The 17350-nt window shown below is 69.3% G+C and carries 17 protein-coding genes; 2 read left to right on the top strand and 15 right to left on the bottom strand.

Translation table 11 applies throughout. The annotated features are described in order from the left end of the window. The first annotated feature begins 286 nt into the window (after positions 1-286). Positions 287-1960 carry an allophanate hydrolase gene (gene atzF, locus CW359_RS37340; protein ID WP_105974664.1) on the top strand — a complete coding sequence of 558 codons (1674 nt, stop codon included), beginning with the start codon at positions 287-289 and terminating at the stop codon, positions 1958-1960. A 122-nt stretch (positions 1961-2082) separates the two neighbouring features. Here atzF and CW359_RS37335 read toward each other — a convergent pair whose 3' ends face one another. The 11 genes from CW359_RS37335 to CW359_RS37285 all read right to left on the bottom strand — a co-directional run bounded on the left by CW359_RS37335 (position 2083) and on the right by CW359_RS37285 (position 13692). Continuing rightward, positions 2083-4950: a DEAD/DEAH box helicase gene (locus CW359_RS37335; RefSeq protein ID WP_105974663.1), complete on the bottom strand. Its 2868-nt coding sequence runs from the start codon at positions 4948-4950 to the stop codon at positions 2083-2085. A gap of 217 nt (positions 4951-5167) precedes the next feature. Next, entirely contained in the window at positions 5168-6127 is a 960-nt protein-coding gene (gene tatC / locus CW359_RS37330; protein WP_105974662.1) for a twin-arginine translocase subunit TatC, read from the bottom strand. A 53-nt stretch (positions 6128-6180) separates the two neighbouring features. Continuing rightward, positions 6181-6465 carry a Sec-independent protein translocase subunit TatA gene (tatA, locus tag CW359_RS37325; protein ID WP_105974661.1) on the bottom strand — a complete coding sequence of 95 codons (285 nt, stop codon included), beginning with the start codon at positions 6463-6465 and terminating at the stop codon, positions 6181-6183. Between the two features lie 257 nt (positions 6466-6722). Next, positions 6723-6917, bottom strand: coding sequence for a hypothetical protein (locus CW359_RS37320; RefSeq protein WP_105974660.1), 195 nt, complete (start codon positions 6915-6917; stop codon positions 6723-6725). Positions 6918-6972: 55 nt separating this feature from the next. Continuing rightward, positions 6973-7266 carry a hypothetical protein gene (locus CW359_RS37315; protein WP_105974659.1) on the bottom strand — a complete coding sequence of 98 codons (294 nt, stop codon included), beginning with the start codon at positions 7264-7266 and terminating at the stop codon, positions 6973-6975. Further along, on the bottom strand, positions 7263-8309 hold the full coding sequence (locus CW359_RS37310; RefSeq protein WP_105974658.1) for a helix-turn-helix transcriptional regulator: 1047 nt from the start codon (positions 8307-8309) through the stop codon (positions 7263-7265). Before CW359_RS37310 ends, CW359_RS37315 begins: the two co-directional genes overlap by 4 nt. A gap of 16 nt (positions 8310-8325) precedes the next feature. Further along, on the bottom strand, positions 8326-9279 hold the full coding sequence (locus CW359_RS37305) for a helix-turn-helix transcriptional regulator (protein WP_105974657.1): 954 nt from the start codon (positions 9277-9279) through the stop codon (positions 8326-8328). A gap of 212 nt (positions 9280-9491) precedes the next feature. Then, positions 9492-9863, bottom strand: a complete 372-nt coding sequence (locus CW359_RS37300; RefSeq protein ID WP_105974656.1) for an FKBP-type peptidyl-prolyl cis-trans isomerase — start codon at positions 9861-9863, stop codon at positions 9492-9494. A 56-nt stretch (positions 9864-9919) separates the two neighbouring features. Next, positions 9920-10903 carry an FKBP-type peptidyl-prolyl cis-trans isomerase gene (locus CW359_RS37295; RefSeq protein WP_198655527.1) on the bottom strand — a complete coding sequence of 328 codons (984 nt, stop codon included), beginning with the start codon at positions 10901-10903 and terminating at the stop codon, positions 9920-9922. A 158-nt stretch (positions 10904-11061) separates the two neighbouring features. Continuing rightward, entirely contained in the window at positions 11062-12423 is a 1362-nt protein-coding gene (pafA, locus tag CW359_RS37290) for a Pup--protein ligase (protein WP_105974654.1), read from the bottom strand. 9 nt (positions 12424-12432) lie between these two features. After that, positions 12433-13692 carry an MFS transporter gene (locus CW359_RS37285; protein WP_105974653.1) on the bottom strand — a complete coding sequence of 420 codons (1260 nt, stop codon included), beginning with the start codon at positions 13690-13692 and terminating at the stop codon, positions 12433-12435. A 110-nt stretch (positions 13693-13802) separates the two neighbouring features. On the opposite strand from CW359_RS37285, the gene CW359_RS37280 reads away from it, so the two are divergent. Beyond that, entirely contained in the window at positions 13803-14825 is a 1023-nt protein-coding gene (locus CW359_RS37280; RefSeq protein ID WP_198655526.1) for a LacI family DNA-binding transcriptional regulator, read from the top strand. Between the two features lie 82 nt (positions 14826-14907). Here the strand turns inward: CW359_RS37280 and prcA are convergent, their stop codons facing one another. From prcA to CW359_RS37260, 4 genes are all read right to left on the bottom strand, one after another. After that, the gene (gene prcA / locus CW359_RS37275; protein ID WP_105974651.1) at positions 14908-15645 is read right to left on the bottom strand and encodes a proteasome subunit alpha; all 738 of its coding nucleotides are present in this window, start codon (positions 15643-15645) and stop codon (positions 14908-14910) included. Positions 15646-15709: 64 nt separating this feature from the next. Beyond that, positions 15710-16555, bottom strand: a complete 846-nt coding sequence (gene prcB / locus CW359_RS37270; RefSeq protein WP_105974650.1) for a proteasome subunit beta — start codon at positions 16553-16555, stop codon at positions 15710-15712. After that, positions 16507-17100 (bottom strand): endonuclease VII domain-containing protein, encoded by a 594-nt coding sequence (locus tag CW359_RS37265; RefSeq protein WP_105974667.1) that lies wholly within the window; start codon positions 17098-17100, stop codon positions 16507-16509. Before CW359_RS37265 ends, prcB begins: the two co-directional genes overlap by 49 nt. A gap of 32 nt (positions 17101-17132) precedes the next feature. Then, positions 17133-17348: a ubiquitin-like protein Pup gene (locus tag CW359_RS37260; protein ID WP_006379817.1), complete on the bottom strand. Its 216-nt coding sequence runs from the start codon at positions 17346-17348 to the stop codon at positions 17133-17135. Positions 17349-17350 lie beyond the last annotated feature (2 nt).

The raw sequence follows: 17350 nt of genomic DNA, 5'->3' as shown, positions 1-17350 counted from the left end.
AGGCTAAAAGATCAACCCCCAGCCACCACCCACCCACTCAGCCCGTCCGGCGCTTGAGGACGAGGCCGTTCAGGCCGACCATCCCACCCGCCGGCCCCGCCTTACCCTCCACCCCAGCCCGCACCCCCAGCCCGTCCGGCGTTTGAGGACGAGGCCGTTCAGGCCGAAGCGGGGGTCTGGGGGCGCAGCCCCCAGGGACGGGAACGGGTAGGGGCGGCGGGGGCGAAAAACCCAACGCCCGCTCACCTGCACCGGCCCACCCCACCCCACCCCCCAAGGAGCCCACATGTCGACCCTCACCCGAGTCCGCACGGCCTACGCCCGCATCGACGCCGTAGCCCGCCCCGAGGTCTGGATCGATCTACGCCCCCTCCCGGAACTCGAGGCGGAAGCCACCCGCATCGACGAACTCCTCGCCGAAGGCACCCCCCTCCCCCTCGCCGGCAAACTCTTCGCCGCCAAGGGCAACATCGACGTCCAAGGCCTCCCCACCACCGCCGGCTGCCCCGCCTACGCCTACCACCCCACCACCGACGCCCCGGTCATCGCCCGTCTCAAGGCCGCCGGCGCCCTCCTCCTCGGCACCACCAACCTCGACCAGTTCGCCACCGGCCTGGTCGGCACCCGCTCCCCCTACGGCGCCGTCCGCAACGCCCACGACCCCAGCCGCATCAGCGGCGGCTCCAGCTCCGGCTCGGCCACAGCGGTAGCGCTCGGCATCGTCGACTTCGCCCTCGGCACGGACACCGCGGGCTCCGGCCGCGTCCCCGCCGCCTTCAACGGCATCGTCGGCCTCAAACCCACCCGAGGCCTGGTCCCCACCACCGGCGTCGTCCCGGCCTGCGCCTCCCTCGACTGTGTGACCGTCTTCGCCCGCACCCTCCCCGAGGCCGAACAGGCCCTCGCGTTCATGGCGTCCCCGCCCGCCCGAGACCTCCCGCCCCTCCCCCAGCGCACCCCCGGCCCCTGGCGCGTAGCGGTCCCGCCCCTCGCCCAGCTCGGCGAACTGGACCCGGGCTGGGCAGCGGCGTACGAGGCCGCGGTGGCCCGACTCCGCAGTGCGGGCGCCTCCGTCCGCACGCTCGACCTCACCCCGTTCACCGAGGCCGCCGCGATGCTCTACCAGGGCGCGTTCGTCGCGGAGCGCTACACAGCGGTGGGCGCCTTTGTCGACAAGTTGCTCGCGGAAGGCGGGGAGGGAGCAGCCTCCCTCGACCCCACCGTCGCCGGCATCATCACCCGAGCCCGCGACATCCCCGCCCACCAGCTCTACGCCGACCAGGAACGCCTGGCCACCCTGCGCACCCAGGCCCTCGCCGAACTGGCCGACGCCGACGCCCTGTTGCTGCCCACGGCCCCCGGTCACCCCACCCTCGCCGAGGTCGCCGCCGACCCGCTCGGCGCCAACGCCCGCCTGGGCCGCTTCACCAACTCCACCAACCTCTTCGACCAGGCGGCGGTGGCCGTCCCCGCAGGCGAGGTGAACGGGCTCCCCTTCGGCGTGATGCTGATCGGCCCGGCGTTCACCGACGAACGCCTCGCCACGATCGCCCGCCTCCTCCAGCCGGAGACCCGCCTCGCGGTGGTGGGCGCGCACCTCACGGGCCAGCCCCTCAACCCCCAGCTCCTGGCCCTGGGCGCCCATTTGGAACGCACGACCACCACAGCCCCCGTATACCGCCTGCACGCCCTCCCCACGACCCCACCGAAGCCTGGCCTCGTGCACATCGGCAAGGAGGAGCCGGCCGGAGCGGCGATCGAGGCCGAGGTCTGGCGCCTGCCCGCCGGAGGACTGGGCCGCTTCCTCACCGCCCTCCCCCGCCCGATGACCCTGGGCCGCGTCGAACTCGCCGACGGCACCCACGTACCCGGCTTCCTCTGCGAACCGTCCGCCCTGGAAGGCGCCGAGGACATCACGGCGTACGGCGGCTGGCGCGCGTATCTGAACGACCGCCCCTGACGCCCACGACGCGGAAGAGCGGCAGGGAGCGCCCACAAGGCACGACTCCCCACCGCTCTCAGCCCAGCTCAACCGAACCCATCACTCGCCCGTCGAGCCGTCCTAAAACACGGCCAAGCCGTCTAGCCGACCGACGAGTACGCCACGACCCCCCGCAACAGCCCGTCCACCGCCTTGCGCGCGTTCTTCGCGACCGCCGACGACGCCCCCTCGCCCCCGGACACCGGCGCGGCGGCCGAGATCTGCCCGAGGACGTCGATGACCTGCTTGCACCAACGCACGAAGTCACCGGCGGGCATCTCCGCCTCGCGCAGCACCTCGTCGAGGCCCTTGCCTGAGGCCCACTCGTAGGCCGCCCAGGCGAAGCCGAGGTCGGGCTCGCGCTGGCCGACGCCCTCGCTCTGGGTGATCCGGAACTCCTCCTCCAGCGCGTCGAGCCGGCCCCAGATGCGGACCATCTCGCCGAGCGCGGCCTTGGCCTTTCCGGACGGCACCTTCGGTGCCATGGCGTCGTCGCCGACCCTCGACTCGTACACCACCGCGGAGACGCAGGCGGCGAGTTCGGCGGGCGAGAGGCCGTCCCACACGCCCGCGCGCAGGCATTCGCTGGTCAGCAGGTCGAGTTCGCCGTAGAGCCGGGCGAGCCGCTTGCCGTGTTCGGTGACCTCGTTGCCACGCAGATAGTCCAGCTCGGTGAGCAGGGCGACGATCCGGTCGAAGGTGCGGGCGATGGTGTTGGTGCGGCCCTCGATGCGCCGTTCCAACTGCGAGGTGTCGCGCAGCAGCCGGTAGTAGCGCTCGGCCCAACGGGCGTGGTCCTCACGGTCGTTGCAGCCGTGGCAGGCGTGGGCGCGGATCGCGGTGCGCAGCCGGGCGATCTCGCGGTCGTCGGCCGCCTGGGCGCGCTGCTTGCGGGCCCGCTCGGGCGGAATGTGCCCGGCCTTGGTGCGCAGCGCGGAGGCGAGGTCGCGACGGGACTGCGGCGAACGCGGGTTGAAGGACTTGGGGACCCGCATCCGCTCCAACGGCTCGACGGGCACCGGGAAGTCCATCGACGCCAGCCGCTTCACCTGCCGTTCCGCCGTCAGGACCAGCGGGCGCGGCCCGTCGTGCTGCTCGAAGCCGCGGTGGCCGTTGGACCGGCCGGCGGGCAGCCCGGGGTCCAGGACGAGGGCGAGGCCCGCGTACTTGCCGGTGGGGACGTGGATGATGTCACCGGGCTTGAGCTTCTCCAGCGCGACGGCGGCCTCCGCCCGCCGCTGGGCGGCACCCTGCCGGGCCAGGTCGGTCTCACGGTCCTTGAGTTCGCGGCGCAGCCGCGCGTACTCCTCGAAGTCCCCGAGGTGGCAGGTCATGGACTCCTTGTAGCCGTCCAGCCCCTCCTCGTTGCGCTGCACCTGCCGGGAGATCCCGACGACCGACTTGTCGGCCTGGAACTGCGCGAACGACGTCTCCAGCAGTTCGCGCGAGCGGTGCCGTCCGAACTGGTCGACGAGGTTGACCGCCATGTTGTACGACGGCTTGAAGCTGGAGCGCAGCGGGTACGTGCGCGTGCCCGCCAGTCCCGCCAGGTGGTCCGGGCTCATCCCGCGCTGCCACAGCACCACGGCATGACCCTCGACGTCGATGCCGCGCCGCCCCGCACGCCCCGTCAACTGGGTGTACTCGCCGGGGGTGATGTCGGCGTGCTGTTCGCCGTTCCACTTGACGAGCTTCTCCAGCACGACCGAGCGGGCGGGCATGTTGATGCCGAGGGCGAGGGTCTCGGTGGCGAACACGGCCTTCACCAGGCCCCGTACGAAGAGTTCCTCGACGACCTCCTTGAAGGTCGGCAGCATGCCCGCGTGGTGGGCGGCGATGCCCCGCTCCAGGCCCTCCAGCCACTCGTAGTACCCGAGGACGTGCAGATCCTCGGTGGGGATGGACGCGGTGCGCTCCTCGACGAGGGCACGCACCCGCTCCCGCGCGTCGTCGTCGTTCAGCCGCAGGCCCGCGTACAGGCACTGCTGTACGGCGGCCTCGCAGGCGGCGCGGCTGAAGATGAACGTGATGGCGGGCAACAGGCCCTCGGAGTCGAGCCGTTCGATGACTTCGGGCCGCCCCGGTGTCCACACCCGGGAGCGTGATCTGCGCTCCCGCTCCCGGTCGGCCTCGCGCATGGCACGGCCGCGTCTGCGGTCCTGGAAGGAGGGCCGCTGGGCCTCCATGCGGGCGAGCCGGGTGAGGTCGGGGTTGACGGCCTTCCGGCTGCCCTCGCCCTCCTCGAAGAGGTCGTACATCCGGCGTCCGGCGAGCACGTGCTGGAAGAGGGGCACGGGCCGGTGCTCGGAGACGATCACCTGGGTGTCGCCGCGCACGGTGTCGAGCCAGTCGCCGAACTCCTCGGCGTTGGACACGGTCGCCGACAGCGAGACGAGGGTGACCGACTCCGGGAGGTGGATGATCACTTCCTCCCATACGGCGCCGCGGAAGCGGTCGGAGAGGTAGTGCACCTCGTCCATCACCACGTACCCGAGGCCGAGGAGGGTCTGCGAGCCCGCGTACAGCATGTTCCGCAGGACCTCGGTGGTCATCACGACCACCGGGGCATCGGAGTTGACGCTGTTGTCGCCGGTGAGCAGGCCCACCTTGTCCGCGCCGTAACGGCGGGACAGGTCGGCGTACTTCTGGTTCGACAGGGCCTTGATGGGTGTCGTGTAGAAGCACTTCTTGCCCTGTTCCAGGGCGAGATGGACGGCGAACTCGCCGACGATCGTCTTGCCCGAACCGGTGGGCGCGGCCACCAGCACGCCCTTCCCGGCTTCGAGTGCCTGACAGGCCTCGATCTGGAAGGGGTCGAGGCCGAAGTCGTACATCTCGCGGAAGGGCGCGAGCGCGGTGGCCTGCTCGACAGCGCGCTTACGTGCTGCCGCATACCGCTCGGCCGGTGAGAGGTCCTCTGTCATCGTGCATTCGAGACTACCGGCCCCCACTGACAACAGGACGATCATTATCCGGATGACCTGTGCCCATACGCCGGTCTCCTCCCCCCTAGGCCGTCAGCGAGTGCTTTCAGGCGTCGGTCTCTGCATCACGCTGTGCGGGCGGCGGCACCTGGTCGCTGGGCGGTTCGCCCGGCATCTGACGTCGGATCGCGGGAGGCACCGCGAGGAACAGCAGCGGCCCATCGCTCGGCGATGGACCGCTGTTCGTTCTCCCCGCGTCTTCTCAGGTCACGTCGTCATAGCCGTTGACCCGTTCCGTGCCCGTCTGTTCGGGCAGTGCGGCGCGGCTGGCGGAGACGGTCTCGATCTCGCCGATGTCCTCGGGGGTGAGGTCGAGGTCGGAGGCCTCGTCGTCGTCCGGTCCCTCCGCGGCGCGGCGGGCCCGGCGCCGGTCGTTGGCGAGGGCGATGGCCGACGCGCCGAAGTACATGACCCAGATGGGGCCGGCCAGCGCCAGCATGGAGATGGGGTCGGTGCTGGGGGTGGCGATCGCGGCGAACACCGTGATGCCCATGATCATGCCCCGCCACCAGCCGGCCATCTTCTTGCCCGAGAGGACGCCGCCGAAGTTCAGCATCACCAGCAGCAGCGGCAGCTCGAAGGAGAGGCCGAAGACGAGGATCATCCGCATGATCAGCTGCAGAAGGTCGTCGAGAGGAAGCTGGTTGTCACTGCCGATGATGGAGAACTCCAGCATCACGGACGCCATCTTGGGCAGTGACCAGTAGGCGAAGAAGGCCCCCATCAGGAACAGGGGGAATCCCGCACCCACGAACGCGAGGCTGTACTTCTTCTCGCTCCGGTGCAGACCCGGCGCCACGAAGCCCCAGAGCTGGTAGAGCCAGACCGGGGTGGCGAGCACGACGCCGGACGACAGCGAAACGGTGAGCGCGAGCGTGAAGGGGCTGAGCAGACCGTTCTGCACGATGCGCGCGCACTGGGTCGTGTCAGTGGTGGCCTCGGACAGCTCCGCGAAGCTGTACTTGCATCCCACCGCATCCAGGATCGGGTCCGTGAAGAACTGGATGATGTCCTTGTAGAAGAAGGCCGCGATCACGGTCGTGACGACGATCGCGAGCAGGCTCTTCACGAGGCGGTTTCGCAACTCGCGGAGATGCTCCACGAGGGGCATCCGCCCCTCGGGATCCCTCTCCTTCTCCTTGTTGCGGGCAGACTTGAGCAACCCACGTCCTCATCTCGTGCGGCAGGCCGGAGGCATCCGGCCTTGCGTCAGCGTCAGCGCTTGGTCGTGTCCGTGGGCTCGGTGACCGGGCGGGAGCTGGTCACGTCACCGGGGGCGGCCTGGATGGTGCGCTGTGCCGGGGTCTGCTCGTCGGTGTGCGGCGGGCCGGCGGGGGCGGTCTCCTGCCCCTCCGACTTCATCGCCTTGGCCTCGCTCTTCAGGATGCGCGCGGACTTGCCCAGCGAGCGCGCCATGTCCGGAAGCTTCTTCGCGCCGAACAGCAGGATGATGACGACGAGGATGAGAATGATCTCGGGAGCTCCGAGCCTTCCGAACATAAGTGTTTACCTTCTCACCGAGGCGGCTGGGTGGGGTGCTGTCCGATGGCTCGGACAGGTGTCCGACCGTCGTGTTGACAGCGATCGTAACGCTCGGGGGTAAACCTGAGGCAATCCCTGTGCGTACTCCCGGTCAGCGGTCCGGGCCTCGTTTTCCGGCCGCGATCAGCAGCGTACCTGCCGACCCCGACAAGGTGACAGGGCGAAGTCGCCCAAAACACACCAACCCACGGACTCACAGGAGAGCGGCCGGACACTCACAGTGCATCGACAGAGCGTGCCGTGTGAGCGGCGGCCCGCTCAAGATCCTCGGCGGCCCGCCCGATCCGCCGAGCCGAGTCCGTGACCTGCCTCCCGAGCCGCTGAGCCTCCAGGAACACCCGGACGGCAAGCACCCCGAGAACGACGAGCCCCAGGAATCCCACAGCAACAGCAACCATCGGCCAGAACATGCCAGGGAGCCTAGCGGCATTTCCAGCCCATCCGGCGACCGAGGACGAGACCCCCTCAGGCCGGCCCCGCCAGCCGCAGCGTCCTGACCCCGCCCCCGGTGAGCAGCTCGACCACCCGCTCACCCGCCGGCTTGCGGACGGTGATGTCACACACGGGGCAGGTGAACGAGTAGAAGGTCGTACGGCTGGTCGCGCCGATGGCCAGCCGCAGCGCGCTCGCGGTCAGCTCGAAGTTGCCGCGGCAGTCCGGGCAGGCGGCCCGGAACACCACCGGCGCCACCCTTCTCATCCCGGCGAACGCAGCCGCCACGGTCATCTCCCGCACACCTGACATCGGAGACTCGCTCAACGCTCCCGCTCCCGTCCGTCGTACAGCCCGTCCTGAACCCCGTGCCCCCCGACGGCGCCCCGCGGCACGTCGTACGCCGCCAGCGCCTCCTGGGCGGCCTCCCGGGCACTGTCCGCCAGCCCCTGCGGCGACACGATGCGTCCGTCCCGGCCGAGCCGCAGCGCCAGGCGCCGCAGCGACGCCGGGTCAGGGGTACGCAGAGTGATACGCAGCCCGCCGTCGGGAAGCTCATCGGCACTGTCGTGCGGGTAGTACTCGCCGACCCAGCGCCCGCCGGGCCCGACCTCGACGACGACCTCGGGATCCTCGGCGGCGGGCTGCACCAGCCCCTCCGACAGGTCCCGCAGCTCTATCTCGGGCGGTACGGACGGCTCGTCCAGGATCTCGATCTCTGCGACCCGGTCAAGCCGGAACGTGCGCCGGGCCTCCGAGCGCCGGCACCAGGCCTCCACATACGTGTGCCCGACACTCACCAGGCGGATCGGGTCGATCTCCCGTTCGGTGACCTCGTCGCGCGCGGGCGAGTAGTAGCGGATACGCAGCCGGCGGCGCTCGGAGATCGCCCGGTCGACGTCCGCGAAGACCCCGCCCTCCGACTCGAAGGTCACCGACAGCCGGGTGCTGGCCCCGGCGGCCTCACCGGCGGCCGTCTCGACCTTGGCGGTGGCCCGCAGCAGCGCCTGCCGGTCGCCCTCGCGCAGCCCGGGCAGCGTGGACACCGCGCGGGCGGCGACCAGCAGCGCGGTCGCCTCGTCGGCGGCCAGCCGGAGCGGTTCGGCGGCCTCCTCGCCGAGGGCGGCGGGGTTGTGCCACCAGATCCGGTCGCCGTCGGTGTCGATGTCTAGGAGGTCGCCGCCGCGGAAGCTGGTGCCGCACATGGGCAGCACGTCCAGGTCGGAGACCAGCTCGTCCTCGGTGATCCCGAACGCGCGCGCGACATCGCCGACGCGCGCACCGGGCCGCTCGCGCAGATACGTCACCAGGGACAGCATCCGCCGGGTCTGGTCGATGGCGTTCACGGGCCTGGCCGGTTTGCCTGCCACTTGCTCGTACTCCCCCTCAGCCCTTGGCCACGGCGCGCAGCCGGTCCACCACGTCGGCCCGCAGCTCCGCCGGCTCCAGGACCACCACGTCGGGCCCGAACTCCACCAGCCAGGCGTCCAGCCCGTGCCCGTACGGAATCTCCAACTCGTCCCAGCCGTCGCCGAGTTCCCGGACCCGGGCCGCCTTCGCCCGAAGGGGGTAACCGGCGCCCGTACGCAGCCGGATCAGCGCGGAGCGGTCGGCGGTCTCGCCCGCCCAGCTCGCGACGGTCTCGCGGACGGTGACGACGTCGGGCACCTCGGCGGTGAACTTCGCGCCCCGGCTGCGGACCTTGCCGGTGATCCGGGACAGCCTGAACACGCGTTCGGCGCCCCGGTCGCGGTCCCAGCCCGCCAGGTACCAGTGACCGCGCCAGCACTCCAGCGCCCACGGCTCCACATGGCGGGGCTCGGGGCGGGCCGCGGTGGCCTTGCGGTAGTCGAAGAGCACCGGGCGGCGGTCGCGGCAGGCCAGCATCAGCGGTTCGAACGCGGCCTCGTGCACCGGGATGCGCGGCTCCAGGGCGCCGTGCGACTCGTACGGGTCGACGTCCTCGGGGAGTCCGGCCGCGCGCAGCTTCTGCAGTGCGCCGCTGGCCGCGCCGGCGAGCCGCGCCTGCTGCCAGACCTTGGCGGCCAGACCGAGGGCGGCGGCCTCCTCGGCGTCGAGGGTGATGGGCGGCAGACGGTTGCTGTCACGGCCGGCGCGGTAGCCGACCTCGCCGTCGAGGTTCTCCACCGTCTCGATGACGAGCCCGAGTTCGCGCAGATCGTCCTTGTCCCGCTCGAACATCCGGTTGAAGGAGTCGTCGCTGCCCGCCTCAAGGTAGGCCTCGATGGAGTCCCGCAGCTCGCGTTTGCTCAGCGGCCTGCGCGTCCCGAGCAGACACAGCGCCAGATTCATCAGCCGCTCTGCCTTGGCAATGGCCATCGACGCCCTTCGCCTTTCCTATGGTGCTTAGACGGATGACCGTACCGCCCCGAAGTGGCGCGGCAAAAGCCGAGGGTCCATGCCCGGACAGGCATGGACCCCAGATGATCAAGTTCGGTCAAATCCCGTACCTGTTCGGTACGACGATCCGACCTGATCCCGATCAGATTCGACTGTCGTACGACGATCGGACGGGACGGTGACGCCGAACGTCAGACCGCGATCAGGTCGACCACGAAGATCAGCGTCTCGCCCGGCTTGATCGCCGGCGTCGGGCTCTGGTTGCCGTAGGCGAGGTGGGCCGGAATGGTCAGCTCGCGCCGGCCGCCGACCTTCATGCCCTGCACACCCTGGTCCCAGCCCTTGATGACCCGGCCGCCGCCCAGCGGGAACTTGAACGGGTTGCCGCGGTTCCAGCTGGCGTCGAACTCCTCACCCGTGCTGAAGGAGACACCCACGTAGTGGACGGTCACGTTCTGACCCGCCACCGCTTCGGCGCCGTCGCCCACCCAGATGTCCTTGACCTGGAGGTCCGTCGGGGGCTCGCCTTCGGGGAAGTCGATCTCGGGCTTCTCGATGCTCACTTCATCTCTCCTTGTTGCGTGACCTGCGTCGGGAACAGTCTCACAGACGAGGGCGGTCAGACCGTGCCGAGGATATCCACCACGAAGACCAGCGTGTTCTTCGCCAGCTCACTGCCGGTGCTCGCGCCGTAGCCGAGCGCGGGCGGAATCACCAGGAGCACCCGGTCGCCCACGTTCTTGCCGACCAGACCCTTGTCCCAGCCCTCCACCACCGAACCGGTGCCGATCTGGAAGGCGGTGGCACCACCGTGGTCCCAGGAGGAGTCGAACTGCTTGCCGTCCTCCCACTTGACCCCGGTGTACTGGGCGATCAGCCCCTGACCGGCCTCGACCTTCTTGCCGCTGCCCTTGATCAGCACCTGCTGCTCAAGGTCCTTGGGAGCCTTGGCCCCCTTGGGGATGGTGATGACCGCCGCCTTCTGCGACGGGGACTCCACCTTGGGCAGACCCGCCGCGGAGGCCGCCTGCTCGCCCTCGGCCTCGGCCTTCGCGTCGACGGTCGCGGCACCGACCGGGTCGACCACCCAGATCAGCACGTCCGTCGCGGCAAGACCCGAGGACGTGTTCAGGTTCTGGCCGATCAGGTCACCCGCCGTGCCCTGCACCAGGATCCGGCTGCCCGGCTTCTTGCCCTTCACCACGTCGAGAACCTTCTCGGGCAGCTGCTGGCTCTGCTTGCCGACCTGCTCGACGGACTGCCGCCGGGCCGTCGAACCGGCCGCCGCGGCACTCCAGGTGCCCCCGAGCTCCTCGCTGCCGCCCCACTTCTCGACCGTCCAGTCCAGCCGGACGAAGTCGGAGGCCTTGATCGCACTCCCGCTGCCCTCCGAAACCGTCTTGATCACGGTCTTCCCGGCCGGCTCGGCATCCTTGGGCACAGAGATCTCGGGCTTCGCCCCGACCTTCCCCTTGACCTCGGCGACACCGCCCACCACCGCCTCGTCGTCCTTCTTCTTGTCGTCCGCTCCGCACGCGGCGGTGAACAACAGGGCGGGGACGGCCAGCAGCGCGACCATGCGTCGTTTCGTGTTGTAGTTCATCAGTCCAACTGGGATCGGGGGCGAGGACAATGGCCGCCACTCTACGACCTACGCGCTCCCGGGACTGAGCGGCACAGGACACGCCGGTGCCCGGAGGCACGAACACCTCCGGGCACCGGGATCCCGCACGGTTCACACGCCGACCGGCCGGCGGCCGGTCACATTCCGGCGATCAGCTTCTCCACCCGGTCGTCGACACTGCGGAACGGGTCCTTGCACAACACCGTGCGCTGCGCCTGGTCGTTGAGCTTCAGATGCACCCAGTCGACCGTGAAGTCACGGCGCTGCTCCTGCGCCCGCCGGATGAAGTCACCGCGCAACCGCGCACGAGTGGTCTGCGGCGGCACCGACTTGCCCTCGAAGATCTTCAGGTCGTTGCAGATCCGCGCGGCCTGGTTCTTCCTCTCCAGCAGGTAGTAAAGACCCCGCCTGCGGTGAATGTCGTGATAGGCGAGGTCTATCTGAGCGACGCGCGGATGCGACATCGTCATGTTGTGCTTCGCCCGGTAACGCTCGATCAGCTGGTACTTCATCACCCAGTCGATCTCGGTACCGATCCGGTCCAGGTCCTCGGCCTCGATCGAGTCGAGCACCCGGCCCCACAGCTCCAGCACCTGCGCGACCGTGCCCGTGCGGATACCGCGCCGCTCGACGAAGTCCACGGCCTTCTCGTAGTACTCGCGCTGCACATCCAGCGCCGAGGCCTCCCGGCCGCTGGCCAGCCGCACCTTGCGACGGCCCGTGATGTCGTGGCTGACCTCGCGGATCGCCCGGATCGGGTTCTCCAGGGTCAGGTCCCGCATCACCGTGCCCGCCTCGATCATGCGCAGCACGAGGTCGGTGGCACCGACCTTGAGGAGCATCGTCGTCTCGGACATGTTCGAGTCGCCGACGATGACATGCAGCCGGCGGTAACGCTCGGCGTCCGCATGCGGTTCGTCACGCGTGTTGATGATCGGCCGGGACCTGGTCGTCGCCGAGGAGACGCCCTCCCAGATGTGCTCCGCCCGCTGGCTCACGCAGTACACGGCACCGCGCGGCGTCTGCAGCACCTTGCCCGCACCGCACAGCAACTGGCGGGTGACGAGGAACGGAATGAGGATGTCCGCGAGCCGGGAGAACTCCCCGTGCCGGGCCACCAGATAGTTCTCGTGGCAACCGTAAGAGTTGCCCGCCGAGTCCGTGTTGTTCTTGAAGAGGTAGACGTCGCCCGCGATTCCTTCCTCGTGCAGGCGTCGTTCGGCGTCCACCAGGAGTCCTTCGAGGATGCGCTCGCCGGCCTTGTCGTGAGTGACGAGTTCCGTCACGTTGTCACATTCCGGCGTTGCGTATTCCGGATGTGATCCCACGTCAAGATAGAGGCGGGCGCCGTTTCGCAGAAAGACATTGCTGCTGCGGCCCCATGACACGACACGGCGGAAGAGGTACCGAGCCACCTCGTCGGGAGACAGACGCCGCTGTCCCCTGAACGTACACGTGACGCCGTACTCGTTCTCCAGCCCGAAAATGCGGCGGTCCATGACTGAACATTACGCCTGATGCCCCGAGCTGAAACGGGATCCGGCAGCACGGTTTGGATCATTTTCCGATGACACCGCAACCACCGCACCCTCCGCGGGTACCGCCAGCACCCGCCCGGTGACCAGCAGAACCAGCAACGACACCGCCCCCGCACCACCCGGCACGACGAACCCCCACAGCGTTCCGCCCCACTCCACGACCGGCCCCGCCAGGCCCGTCCCCAGCGACGCGCCCACCGTGAACGTCGTCACGAGCCAGGAGAAGGCCTCGGTGACCGTCCCCCGCGGAGCATGCCGGTCCACCAGCACGAACACACACGCGAGAGCCGGCGCCAGGAACACCCCCGCCAGCACCATCAGCAACGTCATCGCCACCGCACCCGGCATCAGCGTCAACGGCAGATAACACACCGCCAGCAGCCCCACCAGCACCGTCAGCCGCCGCTCGGGCGGCCCGCTCCACCGCCGCGCCCCGTACACCGTCCCGCCCAGCAGGGCGCCCAGCCCGACGGCCGCCATCAGCCAGCCGTACACCGTGTCCCCGCCATGATCGTCCGCGTACGACACCGAGGCGACCGTGATCGACCCCAGCGCGATCCCCACGAACAGGAACGCCCCCAGCATCACCAGCAGCCCCGGCGAGCGCAGCGCGCCCAGCCAGTGCGCCTCACGCGGCGCCGAGCGCCACGCGCGCGAGGGCGGCGACAGCACCACCGACAGCGCCCCCAGCACCCCGATCACGTTCAGCACCAGCAGCGCGGCCTGCGCGGACCACAGCGACGCGCACAGCGTCACCAGCAGCGGCCCCACCGTGAACATGACCTCCTGCGCCACCGCGTCCATCGCGTAGGCCGTGTGCACCTGGTCCTCCTTACGGAGGACAGAGGGCCACAGCGCCCGCAGACCGCCCTCCAATGGAGGCGTGAAAAGCCCGGCGACGGCCACCGAGGCATACGCGAGCGGCAGCGGATCGGTGCCCGCGAACGCGAACGCGCCCATCCCGAACGCCGACACGAGCGCGCCCGACAGCTGGATCCGCGGCTGCCCGTACAGGTCCACCAGCCGCCCCAGCAGCGGCTGCCCCACCGCGTTCGCCACCCCGTACGCCGCCGCCAGCCCGCCCGCGAGACTGTAGGTGCCGCCCTCGGCACGCACGAACAGCACGATCGCGATCGCCGCGGTGGCGTTCGGCAAGCGGCCCACCAGGGTGCCCACGAGCAGCCGCACCGCGTGCCGTGCCCGGAGGATCTCCAGGTATCCCGACGCCATGATCCAGCCCTTCCCAGTCAACCGCGACGCCGGAAGTGTTACGTATAACGTCGCCCGTCATACGTACCATGTGCCGAGTCCGCACGTCCATACGAAGGAGCAGCCCGCCGGTGGCCCGAGGCAGCACCAGACCCACCAGCCGCGACGTCGCCCAGGCCGCCGGCGTCTCCCAGGCCGCCGTCTCCCTCGTCCTCGGCGACAAATGGCGCGGCCGGGTCTCCGAGACCACCGCCGAACGCGTCCGCGAAGCCGCCCGCGACCTCGGCTACCGCCCCAACCTCGCCGCCCGCAACCTCCGCCTCGGCCACACCCGCACCGTCCTGCTCGTCGTCCCCGTCCTCACCACCGAGTTCTTCGCCGGCGTCTACACCGGAGCCGCCCGTATCGCCGCCCAGCACGGCTTCGGAGTCGTCCTCTACCCCTCCCCCGAAGGCATCGGCCCCGCCCGCGACCCCTTCCACTCCGCCCAGGCCGCCCTGGACGGCGTCCTCGCCTCCTCCATGGCCGCCGACGCGCTCACCGCCATCCGCGGCGACCAGCTCCCCCTCGTCATGCTCGACAGCGACCCCCAGGGCAGCCTCGGCGCCGCCACCGTCAACCTCGACATCGCCGACGGCGTACGCCAGATCACCGACCACCTCCTCGCCCTCGGCCACCGCCACTTCCTCCACCTCGCCGCCGACATCCCCTCCTGGACCTTCGCCGTACGCGCCCGAGAACTCGCCACACGCCTCGCCACCGTCCCCGGCACCCACGTACGCACCGTCCACGCCCCCATCACCATCGAGGGCGCCCAGCAGGCCACCACAGCCGCCCTCAGCGCCCCCGGCCTCCCCCACCCCACCGCCCTCGTCTGCGACGACGACAAACTCGCCACCGGCGCCTACAAGGCCATCCGCCGCCTCGGCCTGCGCATCCCCGACGACCTCTCCGTCACCGGCCTCGACGACCTCGCCCTCGCCACCGCCATCGACCCCGAGCTGACGACCGTACGACTCGACGCCGAACTCTTCGGCGAACGCGGCATGCAGGCCCTCCTCGCCGTCCTCGACGGCCGCACCCCCACCCAGGGCGACATCCCCGTCCAACTCGTCGTACGAGGCTCCACCGCCCCACCCCCGAACCGCCCCTGACCCACCCTCACCACCAACGCCCGCACCCCGGCCGCCAAAGGCAACCGGGGTGCGAATCAACAACAGCGGAACAGGCGGGCGACTACTCCTCCTCGGCGGACTCCGCCTCCGTGGACGCCCCGTCGGCCTCCAGCAACCGACCCAGCTGCCGACCCACGATCCGCTTGAACTTCCGCTTCTGCGGACGCGTACGATCCAGCACCGCGACCTCCAGCCGCTCCGCCGGAATCTCCCGCTCCGTACCGTTCGTATCCCGCGACAACGCCTGAACCGCCAGCTTCAGCGCCTCGGCCAACGACATGCCGTCCTGATGACGCTGATCCAGATACGTACTGATCTGCTCGGCGTTACCACCGACCGCCACCGAACCGTGCTCATCGACGATCGAACCGTCATGAGGAAGTCGGTAGATCTGATCACCGTCAGACGTCTCACCGACCTCCGCGACGACCAACTCCACCTCGTACGGCTTCTCCGCCGCCGAAGAGAAGATCGTGCCCAACGTCTGCGCGTACACGTTCGCCAGACCACGAGCCGTCACATCGGCACGGTCGTACGTGTACCCGCGCATATCGGCGTACCGCACACCACCGATCCGCAGATTCTCGTACTCGTTGTACTTACCGGCAGCCGCGAAGCCGATCCGGTCATAGATCTCGCTGAACTTGTGCAGCGCACGGGACGGGTTCTCGCCGACGAACACGATGCCGTCGGCATACTGCAGCACAACCAGGCTGCGACCACGCGCGATGCCCTTACGGGCATACTCCGCCCGGTCGGCCATCGCCTGCTGGGGTGAGACATAGAACGGAGTCGACACCGGTTATCCGTCCCTTTCTGTCGAATCTGCCGAAGTCACTGGACCACCTGAACAACGAAAGGCACTACAGCAGCGCGGCACGCGGGCCGTCGGGCTGCTCCAGACGCCGCTCCAGAATCAAACGGGCGATCTCGGCGGACTCCTCGTCATCGAGCCTGCGGAAACCGTCCTCGGTGATCACCGTGACAATCGGGTAGATCCGACGCGCGACATCAGGACCACCGGTCGCCGAATCGTCGTCCGCCGCGTCGTACAACGCCTGCACCACCAGCGTCGTCGCGTCCGACTCGCTCAGATCACGGCGGAACAGCTTCTTCATCGCACCACGCGCGAACAACGACCCCGAACCCGTCGCCGCGTAACCGTGCTCCTCGGAACGGCCACCCGTCACGTCGTACGAGAAAATGCGCCCCTTCCCCCGGTCCACGTCGAACCCGGCGAACAGCGGCACCACGGCGAGACCCTGCATGGCCATACCGAGGTTCGAACGAATCATGGTGGACAGCCGGTTCGCCTTGCCCTCCAGCGAGAGCTGCGCGCCCTCCACCTTCTCGAAGTGCTCCAGCTCAAGCTGGAACAGCTTCACCATCTCGACGGCGAGACCGGCGGTGCCGGCGATCCCGACGGCCGAGTACTCATCCGCCGGGAACACCTTCTCGATGTCCCGCTGCGCGATGACGTTCCCCATGGTCGCCCGCCGGTCACCGGCGAGCACCACACCACCCGGGAAGCTGACGGCGACGATGGTCGTGCCGTGCGGGGCCTCGACCGCACCGTGGGTGGGCGGCAACTGCCGCCTGCCCGGGAGCATCTCCGGCTGATGGTCGGACAGGAAGTCCATGAAGGACGACGACCCAGGCGTCAGGAAGGCAGCCGGTAGACGCCCGGTGCTACGAGTGTTGGCTTCCACGGGGATCCTTCCAAGTAGGCGGCAGCCCGACGAACAGCGTCGGGATCATCTCCCAACTTGCCGATGGCCGAATTGCAGTTGAAGCACAGTACGCCACGGACCCTACCCGTCTCGTGGCAGTGATCCACATGAATGGCAGGAGCTTTCAGGCAGATCACGCAGAGCCCCATTTGAGAGGCGACCATCTCGTCATGCTCGGCCACGGTCATGCCGTAGTGGCGCTTCAGATGACCGGCACGGCCCTTGTTCGCCCGGCAGGCTCTGCAACTCGTGGACAGACCGTCGGACGCTGTTGCATTGCGATGCCACTCGCTGTGCGGCTTGACCTCACCGCAGCTCCGACAGAACTTGTGACCCACAGGTGTCTCCACGCGGGGTCGTACGTTCTTTCCCTTAGCCAACTGCCGGGTCTGGTGATATTGCGCCCAGCACTCCCGGCAGTAAGCCTGCAACCCGTCACGGGCCGCCTTGTTGCCGGCGAAGGCTGCTCGCGGCCTTGATTCCTTGCACCGCGAGCAGCGCTTCAAGCCTTCTTCGCTTGCCAAGCCAAACGCCCCCGCAGCCTTGGAATCGAAGACTATTCGCCGCCCTTCTGGACGAAACTTCGAACGAAGTCCTCCGCATTCTCCTCGAGGACGTCATCAATCTCGTCCAGGACGGAGTCCACGTCGTCGCTCAGCTTCTCCTGGCGTTCCTTGAGGTCCTCCGACACCTGTGCCTCAGGTGCCTCCTCGACCTCCTCGGTGCTGCGCGTCGCCTTCTGCTGTCCGCCGCCGGTGTCCTTGGTCGCCATAA

The organism is Streptomyces geranii (genome assembly GCF_002954775.1).
Taxonomy (GTDB): Bacteria; Actinomycetota; Actinomycetes; order Streptomycetales; family Streptomycetaceae; genus Streptomyces; species Streptomyces geranii.
This window is presented reverse-complemented; position numbering and strand designations above follow the sequence as displayed.